This window comes from Pseudomonas sp. GW821-FHT09H03 (assembly GCF_059415945.1).
Window position 1 is genome coordinate 193,071 of record NZ_JBWKOF010000004.1, and the last position, 18,376, is coordinate 211,446.

At 58.6% G+C, this 18,376-nt stretch carries 15 protein-coding genes and 1 pseudogene; 6 read left to right on the top strand and 10 right to left on the bottom strand.

Going from position 1 to position 18,376, the window contains the following annotated elements:
• Positions 1-76: 76 nt before the first annotated feature.
• The 6 genes from AC07OG_RS07500 to AC07OG_RS07525 form a co-directional block, all read right to left on the bottom strand.
• Positions 77-1,342, bottom strand: coding sequence for an MFS transporter (locus AC07OG_RS07500; RefSeq protein WP_218423079.1), 1,266 nt, complete (start codon positions 1,340-1,342; stop codon positions 77-79).
• A 43-nt stretch (positions 1,343-1,385) separates the two neighbouring features.
• Positions 1,386-2,456 carry a sugar phosphate isomerase/epimerase family protein gene (locus tag AC07OG_RS07505; protein ID WP_218423078.1) on the bottom strand — a complete coding sequence of 357 codons (1,071 nt, stop codon included), beginning with the start codon at positions 2,454-2,456 and terminating at the stop codon, positions 1,386-1,388.
• Positions 2,457-2,567: 111 nt separating this feature from the next.
• Positions 2,568-4,076: a MocR-like pyridoxine biosynthesis transcription factor PdxR gene (gene pdxR / locus AC07OG_RS07510; protein ID WP_495066618.1), complete on the bottom strand. Its 1,509-nt coding sequence runs from the start codon at positions 4,074-4,076 to the stop codon at positions 2,568-2,570.
• A gap of 254 nt (positions 4,077-4,330) precedes the next feature.
• Positions 4,331-5,638, bottom strand: a complete 1,308-nt coding sequence (locus tag AC07OG_RS07515; protein ID WP_495066619.1) for an NAD(P)/FAD-dependent oxidoreductase — start codon at positions 5,636-5,638, stop codon at positions 4,331-4,333.
• Positions 5,635-6,723: a polyamine ABC transporter substrate-binding protein gene (locus AC07OG_RS07520; protein WP_060542144.1), complete on the bottom strand. Its 1,089-nt coding sequence runs from the start codon at positions 6,721-6,723 to the stop codon at positions 5,635-5,637. The genes AC07OG_RS07515 and AC07OG_RS07520 overlap by 4 nt, the downstream gene beginning before the upstream one ends.
• Positions 6,724-6,947: 224 nt before the next feature.
• Positions 6,948-8,306 (bottom strand): glutamine synthetase family protein, encoded by a 1,359-nt coding sequence (locus tag AC07OG_RS07525; RefSeq protein WP_495066620.1) that lies wholly within the window; start codon positions 8,304-8,306, stop codon positions 6,948-6,950.
• 161 nt (positions 8,307-8,467) lie between these two features.
• Between AC07OG_RS07525 and AC07OG_RS07530 the strand changes: the two genes are divergently transcribed.
• Positions 8,468-9,400 (top strand): helix-turn-helix domain-containing protein, encoded by a 933-nt coding sequence (locus tag AC07OG_RS07530; RefSeq protein ID WP_495066621.1) that lies wholly within the window; start codon positions 8,468-8,470, stop codon positions 9,398-9,400.
• 213 nt (positions 9,401-9,613) lie between these two features.
• On the opposite strand, the gene AC07OG_RS07535 is transcribed toward AC07OG_RS07530, so the two are convergent.
• Both AC07OG_RS07535 and AC07OG_RS07540 read right to left on the bottom strand, forming a co-directional pair.
• The gene (locus tag AC07OG_RS07535) at positions 9,614-10,720 is read right to left on the bottom strand and encodes an RHS repeat-associated core domain-containing protein (protein ID WP_495066622.1); all 1,107 of its coding nucleotides are present in this window, start codon (positions 10,718-10,720) and stop codon (positions 9,614-9,616) included.
• Positions 10,721-10,988: 268 nt separating this feature from the next.
• Positions 10,989-12,086 (bottom strand): RHS repeat-associated core domain-containing protein, encoded by a 1,098-nt coding sequence (locus AC07OG_RS07540; RefSeq protein WP_495066623.1) that lies wholly within the window; start codon positions 12,084-12,086, stop codon positions 10,989-10,991.
• Positions 12,087-12,312: 226 nt separating this feature from the next.
• Here AC07OG_RS07540 and AC07OG_RS07545 point away from each other — a divergent pair.
• From AC07OG_RS07545 to AC07OG_RS07555, 3 genes and pseudogenes are all read left to right on the top strand, one after another.
• Positions 12,313-12,475: pseudogene (locus AC07OG_RS07545) on the top strand (NAD(P)H-dependent oxidoreductase); the annotation flags it as partial.
• A 137-nt stretch (positions 12,476-12,612) separates the two neighbouring features.
• Positions 12,613-13,068: a YMGG-like glycine zipper-containing protein gene (locus tag AC07OG_RS07550; RefSeq protein ID WP_218423073.1), complete on the top strand. Its 456-nt coding sequence runs from the start codon at positions 12,613-12,615 to the stop codon at positions 13,066-13,068.
• A 195-nt stretch (positions 13,069-13,263) separates the two neighbouring features.
• Entirely contained in the window at positions 13,264-13,887 is a 624-nt protein-coding gene (locus tag AC07OG_RS07555) for an NIPSNAP family protein (RefSeq protein ID WP_495066624.1), read from the top strand.
• Positions 13,888-13,889: 2 nt separating this feature from the next.
• On the opposite strand, the gene AC07OG_RS07560 is transcribed toward AC07OG_RS07555, so the two are convergent.
• Positions 13,890-15,110, bottom strand: coding sequence for an MFS transporter (locus AC07OG_RS07560; RefSeq protein ID WP_495066625.1), 1,221 nt, complete (start codon positions 15,108-15,110; stop codon positions 13,890-13,892).
• 125 nt (positions 15,111-15,235) lie between these two features.
• Here AC07OG_RS07560 and AC07OG_RS07565 point away from each other — a divergent pair, with 125 nt between their 5' ends.
• Positions 15,236-16,009: an AraC family transcriptional regulator gene (locus AC07OG_RS07565; protein ID WP_495066715.1), complete on the top strand. Its 774-nt coding sequence runs from the start codon at positions 15,236-15,238 to the stop codon at positions 16,007-16,009.
• A gap of 73 nt (positions 16,010-16,082) precedes the next feature.
• Here the strand turns inward: AC07OG_RS07565 and ahr are convergent, their stop codons facing one another.
• On the bottom strand, positions 16,083-17,114 hold the full coding sequence (gene ahr, locus AC07OG_RS07570) for an NADPH-dependent aldehyde reductase Ahr (RefSeq protein ID WP_218423070.1): 1,032 nt from the start codon (positions 17,112-17,114) through the stop codon (positions 16,083-16,085).
• 232 nt (positions 17,115-17,346) lie between these two features.
• On the opposite strand from ahr, the gene AC07OG_RS07575 reads away from it, so the two are divergent.
• Positions 17,347-18,375, top strand: coding sequence for an acyl-CoA dehydrogenase family protein (locus AC07OG_RS07575; protein ID WP_495066626.1), 1,029 nt, complete (start codon positions 17,347-17,349; stop codon positions 18,373-18,375).
• Position 18,376 lies beyond the last annotated feature (1 nt).

Consider the following 18,376-nt stretch of genomic DNA (forward strand, 5'->3'; position numbering starts at 1 on the left):
CTGCCAGCGCTGGTTGGCCAGGTGCTGCAATGTGCATAGCACCTGGCCCGCCGGTTTCAGTTCAACAGGGCCAAGCTCAAGCTTGCGCCACACCCACTTCAGCTGAGGTCGAGGCGTTGCTGCGCACAGCCTGATACAGCAGGCTGGACACCATGAACCCGATAACGGCCAATACACTCATCAGACTGAACACGTAGTTGTAGCCCTGCTGTCCAGGGAAATGGTCGAGTATCGCGCCGTAGATCACGTAAGCGAACATGCCCGGTGCATAGCCGATCAGACAACCGATACCGAACGCCGAGCCAGTGATGTGCTGAGGGATGCCCACTTCACCCATGGGTGCCCAGAACACGCCGCGCATGGAAAAGACAATCAGCGCGAAGGACAGGGTGGCGGCCATGCCCGCGTAGATGAAGCTCGGGCTCTTGGGGATCAGCAGGATCACGCCCATCAGCGGCAGCAAGGCCAGGAACGCCCATTTCAGGTAACGACTGGTGCTCTTGAACTGCTTGTCGGCGATAAAGCCTCCGGCCGGGCCGCCGAGGATCTTGAGGAAATACTGATTGATGATGCCGTAGGCGCCTACCAGTGCCACCGGCAGCCCATACATCTCTTTGAGGTAGGGAATGAAATAGGTCAAGCCGCAGTAGACGATGTAAACCATGAACACGTTGAGGCTGACCAGCCAGATGCCCGGCACCTTGACCGCCTCGAGCAGGTTCGCCAAACCGTTCTTCGGCTTGGCAGCCGACTGTGCGGTGCCGCTCTTGAGCAGGATCCAGGTCAGGATTCCGGCCAGAATGTCGATGACCGAGTAAAACGCAATCGCCGACTTCAGCCCGGCTTCCCCGGAACCCATGGCGACGAAGACACCCAGCGCAGAGAAGGCGACCAGGGTATCAATGACACCACGGCCACCTTCCAATAGACCGAACAGCCGGCCTTGCTCCTTGTCGTCGCCGAGATTGCGGATGGCCTTGAGCAGCGATGGCCAGAAGAGGCAGTCGGCGCAGACCGCCAACAGGCAAAATACAATCAGCAGGCTGTTGAAGGGCGGGAAGGTCGCCAGGTAGAGCCCCAGGCTGCCGGTGCCGAGCAGGCCCAGAGGAATCAGTTTTCGTGTATCGAAACGGTCCGCCAGCATGCCGCCCACGACGAACAGCGCAGTGGCGATGATGGCATTGGCGCTGAGCAGCAAGCCGATTTGCGTGTGGCTCAGGCCCATGAATTCCTGCATGGGCACATAAAAGGCATCCTTGAGGTTTGCCAGCTTGTAGATGGTGCCGCCACCGAGGATGAGAATCAGGAATCTGAGCCATTTGGCCTTGTCACGAGTTGTCATTTTTGTACTCCAGGCGAATTGGTAATCACTGTTGCGTGTCAGGTCAATGCGTCGAAGGGTTGGCCAGGGTCAATTCGGCCAGAGTTCGAAACTCCGCCAGCAGACTTCTTACGTAAGCGACCTGGTTGTTCGCCCAGCGGTGTTCGTCAGCCAGCATTCGCTCCAGCGAGTAACCCGATGGCAGCGGCGTATCACTCATTTCCCGGTAAGCGATAAAAGGGTCGGCAGCTTCATCGGTCTGCCGGAACGCCGGAGCCACGTAGTGATTTTCCTGTTCGAGGATGAACGCGATCACTTGCGGGGTTGTTTCACCGAGCATCAACAGTTCGAACAACATGCGCGCGTTGGGCAGGTCATCTTCGGCGCAACCTTGCTGCACGCCGTAATGGCCGAAGCCATTGAGTTCGGGGACGATGCGCACGCCCTTCAGGTGGGTCTGGCGAATGTGCGGCGCTAGTGTACGAAGGGCCTGCAGGGGCTGCTCGCAGGCATTGATCATGTTGCCGAAGTCGAACAAGGCATGCAGGCGAGGGTGATTGAGACGGTTGAGCAGTTGCGCGATCTCGGCGCTCTTGAGTTCCTCGTGCTGTTCGAAATCGAAGTACAGGTCATGCTCGTCAGCTTGCCGGGCAAGGTAATGCAGGTCGGATTCGATCACGTCCATGACCCGCGACAGCGCACCTTCGTAGCGCGAGTAGACGCGGATGTTGCGGGTGCCCACGGCCTTGGCAATGGCGATCACTTGATCGACGTCCTGTTTGCGCGTGCTGCTGATTTCCAGGTGCACATCCAGTTCGAGCCCGCGGGCCTTGTCGGCAAACGCCTGGAGTTGCCCGGCAGTCATCTGGCTCAAGCTGTTTTCCTCGCCGTCGAGCAAATGCAGGCTCAGACCCTGCAGTTCGTGGCGATAGGCGAAGTCCAACAGGTCGGCCGGCTTGACGCGACCGTGGGTGAGGTTGGTCAGCAGGGGATAGGCATGGGCAAACAGGCGCAGTTGGCCCAGGCGGTCGAGCAGCTGGCGAGCCAGCGCTTGAGTCAGTACTGGCGGTGCGTCGGTCTCGACAACCTTGTGGCTGAGCAAGGCATTGAAACGTTCCTGGATCTTATTGTTCATTCGAGTCGTTCCTGGTTCAGACGCCGGGTCTGCCGGCGCAGCCTTTATCGCGCCAGCCGGGAACTCTCGATAGATCCATTATCAGTTAAATCATAAGACCACTTGCCTTGCTCAAGTGGCCTTTTGCAGATAGCCCATGTTGCTCAAGGCTTGGGCAAGTGCCTCGACTCGCTCCCTGGCCTGATCTTCAGGTGTGCTGGCAAAACCGATCAGCAGCGCGGGCGGCAGGACATGTTCGAGGCAGTAGTCGCTCAAGGCATAGGTGTGAATATTGTGTTGGGCCAGTTCCCTGGCGATGGCGGCGTCATCCAGATGCGCCGGCAGCCAGGCGATCAAGTGCATGCCAGCGTCCACCGCAGTGACCTTGAAGAAACCGTTCAGGCGCTGCTGCAGTTGTTCGACCAAGGCTTGCTGACGAGCCGTATACAGCGCACGCATGCGCCGTATATGGCCGATGAAGTGGCCTTCGTCCATGAAGTCCGCCGTCACGGCCTGCAGCAGTGTGGGAGGGCTGCGATCCATGACCGCACGCAGGGTGCAGAAAGGTTCGATCAGGGCCTGCGGCAGTATCACGTAACCCAGTCGCAGCGAAGGGAAGAGCACTTTGCTGAACGTTCCGACGTAGATCACCCTGGCCCCTTGGTCCATGGCATAGAGCGCAGGCAGGAGACGGCCGTTGTAGCGAAACTCACTGTCGCAGTCGTCCTCGATGATCCAGCTCTGGTTGCGGGCAGCCCAATCGATGAGGGCCTGGCGTCGGGCGGAACTCATGGTGATGCCCAAGGGATGCTGGCGCGAAGGTGTGGTAAACGCCAGGCGGGCTTCGGGACACCGGGCCAGGCCTTGCTCGACATCAATACCCTGATCGTCGATGCGCAACGGTACCACCTGACCACCCTGGGCCTGGAAGGCGATGCGCGCCGCGATATGCCCCGGGTCCTCCATCCACACGCTGTCCTGTGGATTGAGCAGCAGCATGCCCAGCAGGTTAAAGGCTTGCTGGGCGCCGGAGACGATCACCACCTGCCCGGCACTGCAGTCGATGCCACGGGCATCAAAGACGTACTCGGCAATGGCCTGGCGCAGGCTCTGCAAGCCTTGCAGTTCGCCATAGCCAAGCAGGGCCTTGGTCGGTTTATGCAGGTGGCGGTTCATCAGGCGCTTCCACACCGCTTGCGGGAATGCGTCGTAGGCGCTGTGGCTGGGCAGGAACGAGGTCGGTGTCTGCGCAGCCCAGCTTTCATAGGAAACGCCCTGAAAGTGACTGCTGCGCAGAGACAGCATGGAGTGGCTCAGGTCAGACAGCCGAGGAGGCGGGGGCTGCGGCTGATCGTCGGCACTACCGCGGTTCTCCCACTCGTTGCCGACATAGGTGCCGGCCCCGGTACGCGAGGTCAGAAAACCTTCGGCAATCAGTTGATCGAATGCATTGAGAATGGTGATTCGCGAAAGCTTCAGCTCGTTGCTCAAGGTCCGGGTCGATGGCAGGCGCACGCCGCCTTGAATCCTTCCACTGAGAATCTGTTTGCGAATCTGCAAGTAGAGTTGGCGGTACAAGGGAATCGCGCTGGCAGGATCCAGTTCGATACCTGACAACAGCAAACCTGCGGAGGATTTCATGATTCGTACGTCTTGCCGGATTGTGGTTTTGACCTGGAGCATTGTCAGGCAACTGGGTACGAAAGGGTATCGAGAGCCGCTGGATAAGTCATCTACCGCTGGCATTGCCCATCGCACTGTCGATTTCACGGTCTCTCGTTCGACTATCCATCAGGGCGCGCCCCCCTGCTGATCGCTGCGATCCCGGGCGCTGCCGGCGTGCTCATCGCCCGCTATGTGCGCAGCGGTGAGGTGCGCACAGGAAGCGTTGCGGGCTAGCCGGCACCCAGCATTTCGCGCATCCGGTACCACAACATGCCCAGGGCCAGCAGTGGTGAACGCAGTGCCCGGCCGCCGGGGAACGTCATGTGTGGCACGCCGCTGAACACGTCGAAGCCTTTGCTGTGACCGGCGTGGATCGCTTCGCCCAACAGTTTGGCGCACCAATGGGTGACGTTCAGACCGTGGCCGGAGTAGCCCTGGGCGTAGTACACGTTGGGGTGCTGGCTCAAGCGCCCGACCTGGGGGAAACGATTGGCAGAGATACCGATCATGCCGCCCCATTGGTAGTCGATGCGCGCATTCGCCAGTTGCGGGAATACCTTGAGCATCTGCGGGCGCATGTAGGCGGCGATGTCCGCCGGGTCGCGGCCGGAGTAGTGGCAGGCGCCACCGAACAACAAGCGCCGGTCCGCCGAGAGCCGATAGTAATCCAGGCCGACTTTCTGGTCGCACAGCGCAACGTTGTGCGGAATGAGTTGCGCGGCAGACTCCTCGGACAGCGGTTCGGTGGCGATGATGTAGCTGCCGGCCGGCAGCACCTTGCCACTGAGTCTGGGTTCGAGCTCCTCCAGATGGGCGTTGCAGGCCAGGACCAAGCTGCCGGCGCGCACGGTGCCACCGGCACAGCGTACCTGCACCGTGCTGCCATGGACCAACTCCAGCACCGGGCTTTGCTCGAAGATCTGTACACCAAGGGACTGCGCGAGCTTCGCTTCGCCGAGCACCAGGTTCAGCGGGTGCAAGTGCCCCGAACCCATGTCCACCAGGCCACCGGCATACACAGCGGAGTTCACCACCTGCTCGCGGATCTGTCCCGCTTCAACCAGGCGGGTTTCATGGGCGTAGCCTGATTCGAGCAGTTGTGCGTGTTCGGCCTTCAGCCCGGCAAAATGCGCCGGTGTATTGGCCAGCTCGCAAAAACCCCAGCGCAGGTCGCAATCGATCCCGTGTTCGCGGATGCGCTCGCCCACCAGTTGCACCGATTCGATGCCGGCGCGCTCAAGGTAACGCACGCCTTCGGTGCCAACATGCTTGGCAAAACCACTGACGTCATGACCAATGCCGCGAATCAACTGGCCGCCGTTGCGCCCGCTGGCGCCCCAGCCAATTCGCCGGGCTTCCAGCAGCACTACCGAGAGCCCGCGCTGGGCCAGTTCGATGGCGGTGTTGACGCCGGTGAAGCCACCGCCGATCACGCAGACATCTGCCTCAAGGTCCGAGGCCAGGGCAGGGCGTGGTGCCATGCCTTTGGCCGATGCAGCGTAATAGGACTGGGTGTGTTCGTTGGTGTACTGATTCATTTGTTGGACTTCACTTTGCTCCACGAACGGGTCATCAGACGCATGATCGACTGGGGCGGGGTGGTGGAAATGTAGAGCTTGTCGAGGACTTCCTGAGGCGGGTAGACCTCGGGATTATTGACCAGCTCAGGGTCCATGTATTGCTTGGCTGCCGGGTTCGGGTTGGCGTAGCCCACCGCCGCGCTGACCTTGGCAATCACTTGCGGGTCCAGCAGGTAGTTGATGAAGGCGTGCGCTTCTTTCGGATTGCTGGCGTCGGAAGGAACGGCCAGCAGGTCGAACCACAGGTTGGCGCCTTCCTTGGGAATGGAGTAGGCGATGTTCACGCCGTTATTGGCTTCCTTGGCGCGGTTGGCGGCCTGGAACACGTCGCCGGAATAACCGAAGGCCACGCAGATGTCGCCGTTGGCCAGGTCCGACACGTACTTGGATGAGTGGAAGTAGGTGATGTAAGGGCGGATGGTCAGCAGCTTGGCCTCGGCCTTTTTGTAGTCTTCGGGGCTTTCGCTGCGTGGGTCCATGCCCATGTAGTTGAGGATCGCCGGGTAGACTTCGTCCGCCGAGTCCATCATCGAAACGCCACACTGGCTGAGCTTCTTCAGGTTCTCAGGTTCAAACAGCACGGCCCAGGAGTCGATGCGGTCGATGCCCAGTACCTGCTTGACCTTGTCGACGTTGTAGCCGATGCCGTTGGTGCCCCACAGGTACGGCACCGAGTGCTCGTTACCCGGATCGTTTTTCTCCAGCAGGGCCAGCAGTTTCGGGTCGAGGTTCTTGAAGTTCGGCAGTTGCTCGCGATCGAGCTTGAGGAACGCGCCGGCCTTCACCTGACGGGCGAGGAAGTGGTTGGAAGGCACCACTACGTCATAGCCGGTGCGACCGGCGAGCAGTTTGCCTTCCAGGGTTTCGTTGGAGTCGAAGACGTCGTAGATCACCTTGATCCCGGTCTTGGCCTGGAAGTCGGCGAGGGTGGTTTCGCCGATGTAGTCGGTCCAGTTGTAGACGCTGACTGTTGGCTGAGCCTGGGCACCGGCGCTGAACAGCGCGGCCAGTGCGATCGGGAACATGGTTTTCAATAGACGCATATCGACACCTCTTGGAGTTATTGGCTTTTTCAGGTGATTCTTTGGCGTTGGGGCGACCGCCTTCGCGAGCAAGCTCGCTCCCTCAGGGGAATGTATTCCAGATGTGGGAGCGGGCTTGCTCGCGAAGAGGCCAGATCAGTCACCACTTATGTTGAATGGCACACCGCATTCGCGAGCAAGCCCGCTCCCACAGGGGAACGCGGACTCATGGGGAGCATTGTTTTTTAAACGCTCAGCATCAGGAACTCCCGCTCCCACGAACTGATCACCCGCTTGAAGTTCTCGTGCTCGGCGCGCTTGACCGCGACGTAGCCGCGCACGAACTTGTCGCCCAGATAACGGCCGATGGTTTCGCACTCTTCCATGCGGGTCAGGGCGTCTTCGATGGTGATCGGCAAGCGCAGGTTGCGGCGCTCATAGGCACGACCCTGAACGGCTGCGCTTGGCTCGATGCGTTCGACCATGCCCAGGTAACCGCACAACAGACTGGCGGCGATCGCCAGGTACGGGTTGGCGTCGGCCCCCGGCAAACGGTTTTCCACGCGCATGGCATCGGGGCTCGAAGTCGGTACACGCAGGCCGACGGTACGGTTCTCTTCACCCCACTCGACGTTGACCGGTGCCGAGGTGTCCGGCAGGAAACGGCGGAACGAATTGACGTTCGGCGCGAACATCGGCAGCAGTTTCGGGATGTACTTCTGCAAGCCGCCAATGTGGTGCAGGAACAGTTCGCTCATGTTGCCATCGGCATCGGCGAAAATCGGCTTGCCGGTGGCAATCTCGACCACGCTCTGGTGAATGTGCATCGCGCTGCCCGGCTCATCGCCCACCGGCTTGGCCATGAAGGTCGCCGCGACGTTGTGCTTGAGCGCCGCCTCACGCATGGTGCGTTTGAATACGGTGATCTGGTCGGCGAGGTCCAGGGCATCGCCGTGACGGAAGTTGATTTCCATCTGCGCCGGGCCGTCTTCGTGGATCAGCGTGTCGAGGTCCAGGCCCTGCAGTTCGCACCAGTCATAGACGTCTTCGAACAGCGGATCGAATTCGTTGGCGGCATCGATGGAGAACGACTGACGACCGCTTTCCGCACGACCCGAACGACCCAGCGGTGCCTTGAGCGGCAAGTCCGGATCTTCGCAGCGCTGGGTCAGGTAGAACTCCATTTCCGGCGCGACAATCGGCTTCCAGCCTTTGTCGGTGTACAGCTGCAGCACTTTCTTGAGCACGTTGCGCGGCGACAGTTCGATCGGGTTGCCGAACTTGTCGAACGTGTCGTGGATGACGATGGCCGTCGGTTCGATCGCCCATGGCACTACGTAGACGGCGTCGGACACCGGCTTACAGACCATGTCGATGTCAGCCGGATCGAGCAGGTCGTAGTAGATGTCGTCGTCGACAAAGTCCCCGGTTACCGTTTGCAACAACACACTTTCCGGCAGGCGCATGCCTCGCTCATGCAGGAACTTGTTGGTGGGTGCGATTTTGCCGCGTGCAATGCCGGTCAGATCGCTGACGACGCACTCGACTTCGGTAATCTTGTGATCTTTCAGCCATGTGAACAGCTGATCGAAAGGGGCATTCATAAAGACCTCGTTATTGGTTTTATTAACGCCAGGGCAAGCCGATTTCATCTTTCAGGCACTTCCCCTGTAGCGCGTTGACGACTATCTTGGGCGAGCCTTGCCGTTCCATCTATCCACTTTATCCAGCACAAAGCGCACCAAAAGAGTGCGCAGGGTCACCCATGACAACCTGCAACTCGCTACAGGTCCAAGCGTTCAACACCGCCGATGTCGCCGAGCAGATCCGCGCCACGCCGGGTTGGGTGCAGCATTACCAGCAGATGTCGCCGGGGCATTTCGCCGGCCAGATTCGCTATCTGGACCTGCAGGGCGTGGAGATTTACGAAGAGTCCATGAACACCCGGGTCGAACAGAATTTCAGCGCGCCCCAAGGTTCGTTGGCGTTCTGTTTCGACCGCAGCGACAACGCGCTCTACCTGCTCAATGGCGAAAGCCGAAATATATGGATCACCCCGGAGAACTATCAGGAAATTGCCGTGGTGTTCGGCCCGCAGTTCGTGCAACGGCACAGCCTGGACATGGCCAGGCTCGAAGGCTTGTTCCTGGCGCCGCTCAACTCCCGGCAGAATGCCTTGTTCAGTCGCTGGCTCAGCGGCACCCTTACGCGCCTGTCGCAGACCTTCGACCCGCCGAGCCGCGAAGCCCTGACCGAGCAGTTGCTGGAAGACTGCCTGTTCATCCTCGATAACGCCTGCGTGTGTCTCGACCAGGGCGCGTTGCAGCGCCGGGCGGGGGAGCGGGCGATCATGAAACGGGTAGGGGAATGGGCCGCGGATACTCCGGAAGAACACCTTAACCTGCTGGAACTGTCCCAGATTGCCGGGGTTTCACTGCGCCAGTTGCAGCATGCCTTCAAGACCTACACCGGCATGGCCCCGACCCAATGGCTGCGCCTGCGCCGACTGAACAGCGCCCGCCGCGAGTTGCTCAGTTGCACGCCGACGCAAACCACTGTGGCCGAAGTGGCGATGAACTGGTCGTTCTGGCATTTGGGACGGTTTTCCAGCAGCTACCGTGCGTTGTTCAAGGAATTGCCGAGTGACACCCTTAAACGCGCGAGCACCGTGCAAACGAGCAGACGGGGGCGGCGCTAGAAGGCTCGCGGGGTCATCATGCAGATCACTACCGCGTCCACTTCCCGAACCATGAAGAGGACCGCAATCCCCCTGTAGGAGCGAGCCTGCTCGCGAAGATCGTCAACGATGGTGCGTACTTACTGAATGTTAAAGTATATCTGTTCCTGAGAGATCGTTGTCAATAATTGATTGACGCATCGATTTTTTGATCATATCAATGCGCAAGGATGATCAATAATTTCTGGGTAGCTCAGGCAGTGCTACAGACAAAAGTTGATAATTTTGTCTGTAAACCAGTTTCTTTATGTGCTGCCGAATGGTATCCGCACGCTCCTGGTATTTTTTCGCGATATTTATAATATCTGAAGGTGCATCCAGTTGCGTGTCTGGGAGCTTCCCACTAGCAAGTGAGTTTATCGAGCTCATAATATTATTGTAGCCTTTGCCTTTGACGCCAGCTAGCGTGTAGAAACTTCTGACAGCTTTGTTTTGTGATTTAACAGAGTCTTCGAAGATTCGCAAAGACATTGGTAGTTGTTTTGTGTCAAAGCTGTTGTGGGCAATCACGGCGTTCATTGCGCGGGCTTTAAGGTTGGATTCGATTGGATTGTAATTGCGCTCTTTGTCGAGCATGAAGAGTTTGACTAAGTCACGCTCTTTTCGCGATATTCCCCTTTCTGCACGGTTGGTTTTTGCTACCGCTCGTTTCACTATTTTGTTTGGTGTATTCGGATTGACCAGCCAGTTGGAGGTGTGGCCGCACTGGAAAGTTTGTTTTATAATTCCTGTCCTCTTAGAAAATATATATTGTGTCACTGCCCCATTTGGATCAATTCGGTTTATAGGATCTCCCAAGCAGTATGTATACGAATTCAAACCTCCTTCCCCAAACGGACTAATACGATCTGGACTATTAAATCGCATCAACACCGGATTAAAAGCCCGATAGCCATTACCCAACAAATAATGTCCGGTCACCGGATCTGGCCGTTCGCCATTGAATCCCAGCAAACTGAGCAAGCCACTCATAGCAGACGGATACCCATACGGGCAGTAGGTGATGGCTCGTCGTTCGGTGTCTTTGTTGAGCGTTTGCAGCACCGAACGTTGCAGGTCGGTGGCCAACAAGGTGGTGTCGCGCGTGTTGCGGTCGTGCTTTTGCTGCGCCAACAGGAAATTATCGTGCTGGACGATGGAATATCCTGTAGCACCCTGTGTCTCGGTGGCCAGTCGCGTTGAATTGTAAAAACGATGACGTTTCGAGCTGTCTGAATTGAGACTGGCCAGTTTATCCAGCGCGTCGTAGGTGTATTGGATGAGCAGCTCTGGTTTGGTCATTGGGTGCTCCGAACTTTCAGGTCTGGGAGGGACCGAGTATCAACCGGATTGGCAGCGCTGGGTACTAGCAGAACTGATAGTCCAGAATTCCTGTAGGCTCCATCCTAATCGCGAAGCGAGTTAACGATGAAGCGTACTTACTAATAGAAAAATAGATCTGTCACAAGATCCGTCACCTTTTCGGCCTGAATGACCGCGCCAATCCAGCTATTTCAATGGTAGGTTGGTGCAGTAATTTGTTGTTTATTTCATCACCCAGATGAGAAGATCAGCGACCGCTTGGAAGTAAATCCAGCGCAATAGTGTTAAATACATTGATTTCCCGTTGATGTAGCCTGTCGTTGGCATGCCGTATAAAATATAGTCGCGCCTGATATTTTTTCGCAAATCCCAGGATGTCTGAAGTCACCTCCATTGATGTGCCATCTGCCCGTTGCCGAGCAAGACTGTCTATTCTGTCTCCCACAAAAGAGTTATTACGTGCGCCACGAGCTTCAATTAAATTGTAGAAGCGTTTGGCTGTCTGATTTTGCTCAATAACGGAAGTGGCTAACTCTTTTGGAATGTTTGGTTGTTGTGATGCGACATTTACGCTGGTTGCGGGGCGTGGCAGGTCAGGCATCGTCTCGACGAGAAAATTGAAATTCTGGTCCTTGTCATTGCGAAAAATTTTCTCCATCTTGCGTTTGTTTTTCACTATTTCTTTACTTATACGGTTTCCTTTTTTTGTGAACTTTATCGCCCTGCTATTCGAAACGCTCGGCTTTACCTGCCAATTGTAGACGCGTCCATCCGCAAAAGTTTGTTGTAGGACTCGCGATTGTTTCAAAAATAAATAACTCGCCTCACCATTTGGATCAATTCGGTTTATAGGGTCACCCTCGCAATATGCATACGAATTCAATCCACCCTTCCCAAACGGACTGAAACTGTCCGGACTATTAAATCGCATCAACACCGGATTAAACGCCCGATAGCCATTACCCAGCAAATAATGTCCGGTCACCGGGTCTGGCCGTTCGCCATTGAACCCCAGCAAACTGAGCAAGCCACTCATAGCAGACGGATACCCATACGGGCAGTAGGTGATGGCTCGTCGTTCGGTGTCTTTGTTGAGCGTTTGCAGCACCGAACGTTGCAGGTCGGTGGCCAACAAGGTGGTGTCGCGCGTGTTGCGGTCGTGCTTTTGCTGTGCCAACAGGAAGTTATCGTGCTGGACGATGGAATATCCAATAGCACCCTGTGTCTCGGTGGCCAGTCGCGTTGAATTGTAAAAATGATGACGTTTCGAGCTGTCTGAATTGAGACTGGCCAGTTTATCCAGCGCGTCGTAGGTGTATTGGATGAGCAGCTCTGGTTTGGTCATTGGGCGCACCGAACTTTCAGGTCTGGGAGGGATCGAGTATCAGCTGGATTGGCGTGGCTGGGTACTAGCAGAACTGATAGTCCAGAACTCCTGTAGGAGCGAGCCTGCTCGCGATGGACGTCAACGATAACTCGGGTTTCCTGAATACCCGTGGCACCCTCAGGTTTTTCGCGAGCAGGCTCGCTCCTACAGAGAATGTTTTGATCTAAAAGCCCCGGCAGCCCAGGGCAACAGGGCGCTGGTGACCGTGACATTGGCGGCCGCGAGCATATGTACGATGACGGAGCGATTCATGGTCCGCAGGGGGATATACCGCGGCCGATTCTGCGTGGACGCTGGCCTACGCAGGCTTCGATGTGCCAACGCCGTTTCTGGCGTGGCATGTGCCGTAGATCAGTCGAGACCCGCAAACACTGAAATCGCCGAGACTGGTATTGTTGGCGCAAAAGGCCGACCGGAAACCGGATGCCGGTTGAGAGCTGAACTACAATCTGTCCATGTGAACCACGCCCCTCTGGAGGTCATCATGAACAGGCTTTCGCCACTCGGTCTTTGCGTTGCATTGTCGCTTTTCAGTGCCCCGGGTTGGGCTGCGACGGTGGTGCCGTTGAAAGGCCAGAGTTCCCAGCAAACCCAGGCAGACATGAACGAATGCAACAGCATTGCCGCCAGCCAGAGCGCGTCGACTACCTCGTCGACTTCCGGTGGCAGGGTCAAGGGTGCTGCCGTAGGTGCCGCCGCCGGCGCAACTGCAGCACAGGTGCGTGGCAATCAACATGACGATGCCTATGACCGCGTTGACGATGATGTTAAACAGGACTATCGGCAGGACCGCGCCAAGGAAACCGCAGCAGCCGGTGTCGTGGTCGGCGGATCGCGTCAACGCCAGGATCGCCGGGAGCAGGAGAAAACCTCGGCGGCGAACACCACCACGGCCTATAACAGTTGCTTGCAGGGCAAGGGATATCAGATCAATCCTTGAGCCTTTGCCACGGTGGCCTACCAATGCCGCGGCAATACCGACAGGCCACCGGTTAGACCCTTCTACCGCCGCACCCTGAAGAAACTACCTAGAGCACTAGGGCAATCGCCGTATTCGACGGTGATTGCCTCAATAGCCAGCCCCCGGGCTCTGACATAGGCTTCCTATAGAGAACGCCCAACTGCCGGAGTCGCTATGCGTTTGTTTGAATTGATCACGTTTACCGTACGTGTGCGTACGGTTGCCGAGGCACTGGTGCGCATCGAAGCCGCGCTCAAAGGTCCGCAGGTCGGTGGCGTGTTGATGGGCTGCTGGGCCTCGGAGATTGGCCAGTTGAATCAGATCGCTGTGCTGCGCGGTTTTGCCGATGAACAGCAAAGGCAAGCCGAACGCGAGCGCTTCCTGTTGGACGGCGGCGGCTTTGGTGCCAACGAACTCATCACCGATCTGCGTATCGAAAACTACAGCCTGTTTCCCTTCCTCGAGCCCCTGGCTGCTGGCCAGCACGGGCCATTTTACGAAATGCGCGTGTACGACCTGGTCAGCAGCGGCTTGCAGCCCACGCTCGATGGTTGGCGCAGAGCCATTGAAGCGCGAACCGCCGAGCAGTACTCGCCGGTGTACGCAGCTTTCTACGCCACCGACGGTTGCCTGCCGCGCTACCTGCATATCTGGCCGTGGAAGACCCTTGAGCAGCGCCTGCAAGTGCGCACCCAGGCAGTCATCGACGGTGTCTGGCCGCCGGAGAATTCCGGCCCGCAGCTGCGTGACATGCGCTCGACAATTTACCTGCCTGCGACGTTCTCTGCGCTGCAGTGACTTCAGTAGACAGCGCGGGTAGACGGGAGCAGGATGGTCAAAATCCCCAGCAGCGGCAAAAACGAGCAGAGCGTGTACACGTACTCGATGCCGTGGATGTCCGCCAAGTACCCCAGCAGCGCAGCGCCAATGCCGCCGAAGCCGAACATCAGGCCGAAAAATACCCCGGCGATCATGCCGACGTTGCCGGGGACCAGTTCCTGGGCAAAGACCACGATGGCCGAAAAAGCCGAGGCGAGGATGAAGCCGATGATGATGCTCAGTGCGGCGGTCCAGAACAGGTCGACGTAGGGCAGGGCGAGGGTGAAGGGCGCTGCACCGAGTATGGAAAACCAGATGACCTGCTTGCGGCCGATCCGGTCGCCGATCGGGCCACCGAAGAAAGTGCCCGCCGCGACCGCACCGAGAAACAGGAACAGGTACAGCTGCGAGCTGGCGACCGACAGGTCGAACTTCTCGATCAGATAGAAGGTGAAGTAGCTGGTAAAGTTGGCCATGTAGAAGTATTTGGAAAACACCAACATCGCCAGTACCACAAGGGCAAAGGTCACCCGTCTCCTGGACAGGCCATGGGTCGCCTTGGCGCCTTGCTTGAGCTTGAACAGGTCCAGATGTTTACGATACCAGCGGCTCAGTCCGTACAGCACGAGAATGGCGAACACTGCGAACAGACCGAACCAGGCGACGTTGCCCTGGCCGTAGGGAATGATGATCGCCGCGGCCAGCAGCGGGCCCAAGGCACTGCCGGCGTTGCCGCCCACCTGGAAAGTCGACTGTGCCAGACCGTAGCGTCCGCCTGATGCCAGCCGGGCGACTCGCGACGTCTCCGGGTGGAAGGTCGAGGAGCCAATGCCCACCAGCGCTGCCGCCACGAGAATGGCCGCAAAACTGCCGACCAGCGACAACATCACAATACCAATCAGGGTGCACACCATCCCCGCTGGCAGCAACCAAGGCTTGGGATGGCGATCGGTGTAGAAACCGATCCAGGGTTGCAGCAGTGACGCGGTCAGTTGAAAGGTCAGGGTGATCAGGCCAACCTGAGTGAAGGTCAGGCCGTAATTAACCTTGAGCATCGGGTAAATCGACGGTAATACGGCCTGGATCAGGTCATTGATCAGGTGCGCCAGGGCACAGGCGCCGATCACGCGCATGACCAGCGGGCTGGCCTGGCTGGAAACCGAGATGGTGGCGGTGGGAGACGCGGTAAGGCTGGTGGACATGGGCGAGCTTCCAGACAAAAAAGCGCAAATGCGCTGCCGTTTTTTCGGGGTTTGGCGCTATCCTAAGGGCCGAAGCTCTGCCCGTCTCGCGCAATTGAGGCGCTGACTATCGCAAAAAGGGCGAAATTATCATTCCGTTGAATAAACTTCTGGCTGATATCGACCAAGGCGACTGGAGTGTTCGTAGCAGTGCTACCGACTACCCGGAAGACTGGGTGATCCAGCCGCATTGCCATGAAAAACATCAACTGATCTACGCCATCGAGGGTGTGATGGTGGTGCACTCGGCGCTGAGCCAGTGGACGGTACCACCCAGCCGTGGCATCTGGATGCCCAGCGGGCATATTCACTCGATTCGCTGTGTCGGTGCGATCAAGATGCGCAGCGTATTTGTGCGTCCTGACGATTGCCTGGGTCTGCCCGCCGAACCGAAGGCGGTCAGAGTGTCCGCGCTGCTGAGCGAATTGATCAAGGTCTCGGTGGATTTCGCGACATCCTTCGCAGTGGATTCGCGGGAGGACCGGGTGATGCGCTTGATCCTGGACGAGTTGACGATCCTGCCGACCTTGCCACTGAACTTGCCACAGCCCACCGATCCGGCCATCAGAACCATCTGCGACGCGTTGCAGCGTAATCCCGGAGATGGTTCGACCCTGGCGCACTGGAGTTCACGACTCGGTGTCGACGAAAAAACCATCCAGCGCAGATTTCACCGGGAAACCGCCATGACCTTCGGCCAATGGCGCCAGCAGTCGCGCTTGTTGCTGGCCCTGGAGCGCATAGCGGTCGGGGAAAAGATCATCGACGTCGCCGGTGAACTCGGCTACGACAGCCCCAGTGCGTTCACGACGATGTTCAAGAAACAGTTCGGCAAGACACCCAGTGATTTTTTCAGGTAGTCAAAAGCCATTTTTCTGTAATGGAAGTATCGAAACACAAGGCGCGAACGGTTTCACCCGCCGCGCCTGGCGGTCATTTGCTGGCGTCCAGTACCACGCGATAACGCGCCTTGCCGCTGCGCAGATGATCGATGGCTTCGTTCACCCGGCTCATGGGGAACATCTCGACCTGCGGCAAAATCTGATGACGCGCGCAAAACTCGAGCATCTTCGCCGTGTTGGCCGGCGAGCCGACCGGTGAACCGGACAGGCTCTTCTGCCTTGGGATCAGTTCGAACACGCCCACCGGTATGGCGCTGGGCACGATGCCCACGAAGTGCAGGCGACCCTTGCCGCGCAGGGTGGCGAGCATGGCGGACCAGTCGAGGTCGGCGCTGGCAGTCACCAGGAGGAAATCGAGGGTGCCGGCAATGGATTTCAGGGCATTACTGTCGGTCGAGGCGATCACATTGTGCGCGCCCAGACGCCTGGCTTCGTCCTGCTTGTTCAACGACGAGGTGAAGGCGGTGACCTCGCAGCCCCAGGCGTTGAGCAAACGCAGGGCCAGGTGACCAAGCCCGCCGATGCCTACCACGCCGACCCGGTCGGTCGGTTTGACGTCGAACTCCACCAGCGGGTTGAACACCGTGGAACCTGCGCAAAACAGTGGGCCGGCCATGGCTGGATCGAGGCTGGCAGGTATCGGCAGCGCCCAGGCCCAGTGCGAACGCAAGCGATCGGCGAAGCCGCCGTTGCTGCCGATGATCGTCGGCTTGGCAGTGTTGCAAAGCTGATGGGAGCCTTCGATACAGGAGGAACAATGCATGCAGCTGCCCTTGTACCAGCCGATGCCCACCCGCTGGCCCGCCTTGAGGCCGCGTACCTGTGAGCCCGCCCGCACAATAGTGCCGACCACCTCGTGGCCGGGGATAAAGGGATATTTGCTGATGCCCCATTCGTTATCGATCATCGACTGATCGGAGTGGCACACGCCGCAGTATTCCACTGCAACTTCGACCTCTTCGTCGCCCAATGGGCCAGGGTCGTAGCTGTGTCGCTGCAACGGCCCGCCGGCCGCCGTTGCAGCCCAGCCGGTGAAAGTAGTGAGTTCGCAACTGTCGCTCATTGAACACCTCGGAATCAGGAGACAGGGGTTGCCCCCGGACGCTGCAGCGCAGCCTGAGAAGTGTAGCGGCACCGGGCGCTGTCGCCATCGCCATCCACCAGGCAAATAGGCAGGCATCGCCAATGTGCAATGAACTCCTGCCGGGCGCCTGCCTCTGAACATCAAGAGCGCCGATCAGCTTTCAGATTGCCAGCCAACCATCGTACTTGCCGCCGCAGCCGGGAGACGCCCCATGAGCAACTCTGCCACCCTGGAACAATTGCTCGAGCCATTTGCGTCCCGCCCTGTAGCGCGCACAGCAGCGGGTGATCTGCAGCGACTGATGCAGAAACTCATCGTGCACGGATTCAGTCACCTGCCTTTACCCGGCCACGGGCAGACCCTGGAGCGCTGGCGAACATTGGCGGCGGTGGCCGCTTGTGACCTGGCGCTGGCCAAAGTGTTTGAAGGGCATACCGATGCGCTGGCGATCATGGCCGAGCTTGAACCTGATGCAACGCCGGTGCCGGGGAGTTGGGGGATCTGGGCCGCCGAACCGCCATTCGCGCGGGTCAAAATCATTGGCCGCGAGGGCGATCAGCTGTACCTGCAGGGTAAAAAAGCCTGGTGTTCCGGCGCCCCATTGCTCGATCACGCGCTGGTAACCGTCTGGGACGAGCAGCACCAGCCGCAATTGGTCGCCGTTGCCTTGTCGCAACCGGCTATCCGCATGAGCGAAGAAGGCTGGCAGGCGGTCGGCATGGCCAGCAGTGCCAGCCTGGATGTGCATTTCGAACTGGCGCTGGCCCGTGGCGTCGGCATGCCCGGACAGTACCTGGATCGCCCGGGATTCTGGCAAGGCGGTGCCGGCATCGCTGCGTGCTGGTTCGGTGCGGCCTGCGCCCTGGCAGGCTACTTGCGTCAGCATTGCACCAAGCCACACCACGACGTGCATGCCCAGGCGCATCTCGGCACCGTGGATGCGGCGCTGGGTGCGGCGGCCGCTGCGCTGCGGGAAACGGCGCTGTGGATCGATGCCCATCCCCGCGACAGTGCCGAACTGCAGGTTCGACGTGTGCGGGCGCAGGTAGAAGCGGCGGTCAGTGTGGTACTCGAACATGTCGGACGGGCACTGGGGGCCACACCGTACTGCCGGGACAGTCACTTCGCCCGGCTCGCGGCAGACTTGCCTGTCTATTTGCGGCAGAGCCATGCAGAAAAGGATCTCGCCGAGTTGGGCAAACAGGTCGCGGCGCAACCGGTCGGGGAGTGGTTACTGTGAA

Excerpts from the sequence above, each read along its gene's own strand:
- ahr (WP_218423070.1), bottom strand. The coding sequence starts at position 17,114 with ATGAGCGACAGTTGCGAACTCACTACTTTCACCGGCTGGGCTGCAACG.
- AC07OG_RS07535 (WP_495066622.1), bottom strand. The coding sequence starts at position 10,720 with ATGACCAAACCAGAGCTGCTCATCCAATACACCTACGACGCGCTGGAT.
- AC07OG_RS07520 (WP_060542144.1), bottom strand. The coding sequence starts at position 6,723 with ATGCGTCTATTGAAAACCATGTTCCCGATCGCACTGGCCGCGCTGTTC.
- AC07OG_RS07530 (WP_495066621.1), top strand. The coding sequence starts at position 8,468 with ATGACAACCTGCAACTCGCTACAGGTCCAAGCGTTCAACACCGCCGAT.
- AC07OG_RS07500 (WP_218423079.1), bottom strand. The coding sequence starts at position 1,342 with ATGACAACTCGTGACAAGGCCAAATGGCTCAGATTCCTGATTCTCATC.
- AC07OG_RS07505 (WP_218423078.1), bottom strand. The coding sequence starts at position 2,456 with ATGAACAATAAGATCCAGGAACGTTTCAATGCCTTGCTCAGCCACAAG.
- AC07OG_RS07575 (WP_495066626.1), top strand. The coding sequence starts at position 17,347 with ATGAGCAACTCTGCCACCCTGGAACAATTGCTCGAGCCATTTGCGTCC.
- AC07OG_RS07555 (WP_495066624.1), top strand. The coding sequence starts at position 13,264 with ATGCGTTTGTTTGAATTGATCACGTTTACCGTACGTGTGCGTACGGTT.
- AC07OG_RS07525 (WP_495066620.1), bottom strand. The coding sequence starts at position 8,306 with ATGAATGCCCCTTTCGATCAGCTGTTCACATGGCTGAAAGATCACAAG.
- AC07OG_RS07515 (WP_495066619.1), bottom strand. The coding sequence starts at position 5,638 with ATGAATCAGTACACCAACGAACACACCCAGTCCTATTACGCTGCATCG.
- AC07OG_RS07540 (WP_495066623.1), bottom strand. The coding sequence starts at position 12,086 with ATGACCAAACCAGAGCTGCTCATCCAATACACCTACGACGCGCTGGAT.
- pdxR (WP_495066618.1), bottom strand. The coding sequence starts at position 4,076 with ATGAAATCCTCCGCAGGTTTGCTGTTGTCAGGTATCGAACTGGATCCT.
- AC07OG_RS07560 (WP_495066625.1), bottom strand. The coding sequence starts at position 15,110 with ATGTCCACCAGCCTTACCGCGTCTCCCACCGCCACCATCTCGGTTTCC.
- AC07OG_RS07550 (WP_218423073.1), top strand. The coding sequence starts at position 12,613 with ATGAACAGGCTTTCGCCACTCGGTCTTTGCGTTGCATTGTCGCTTTTC.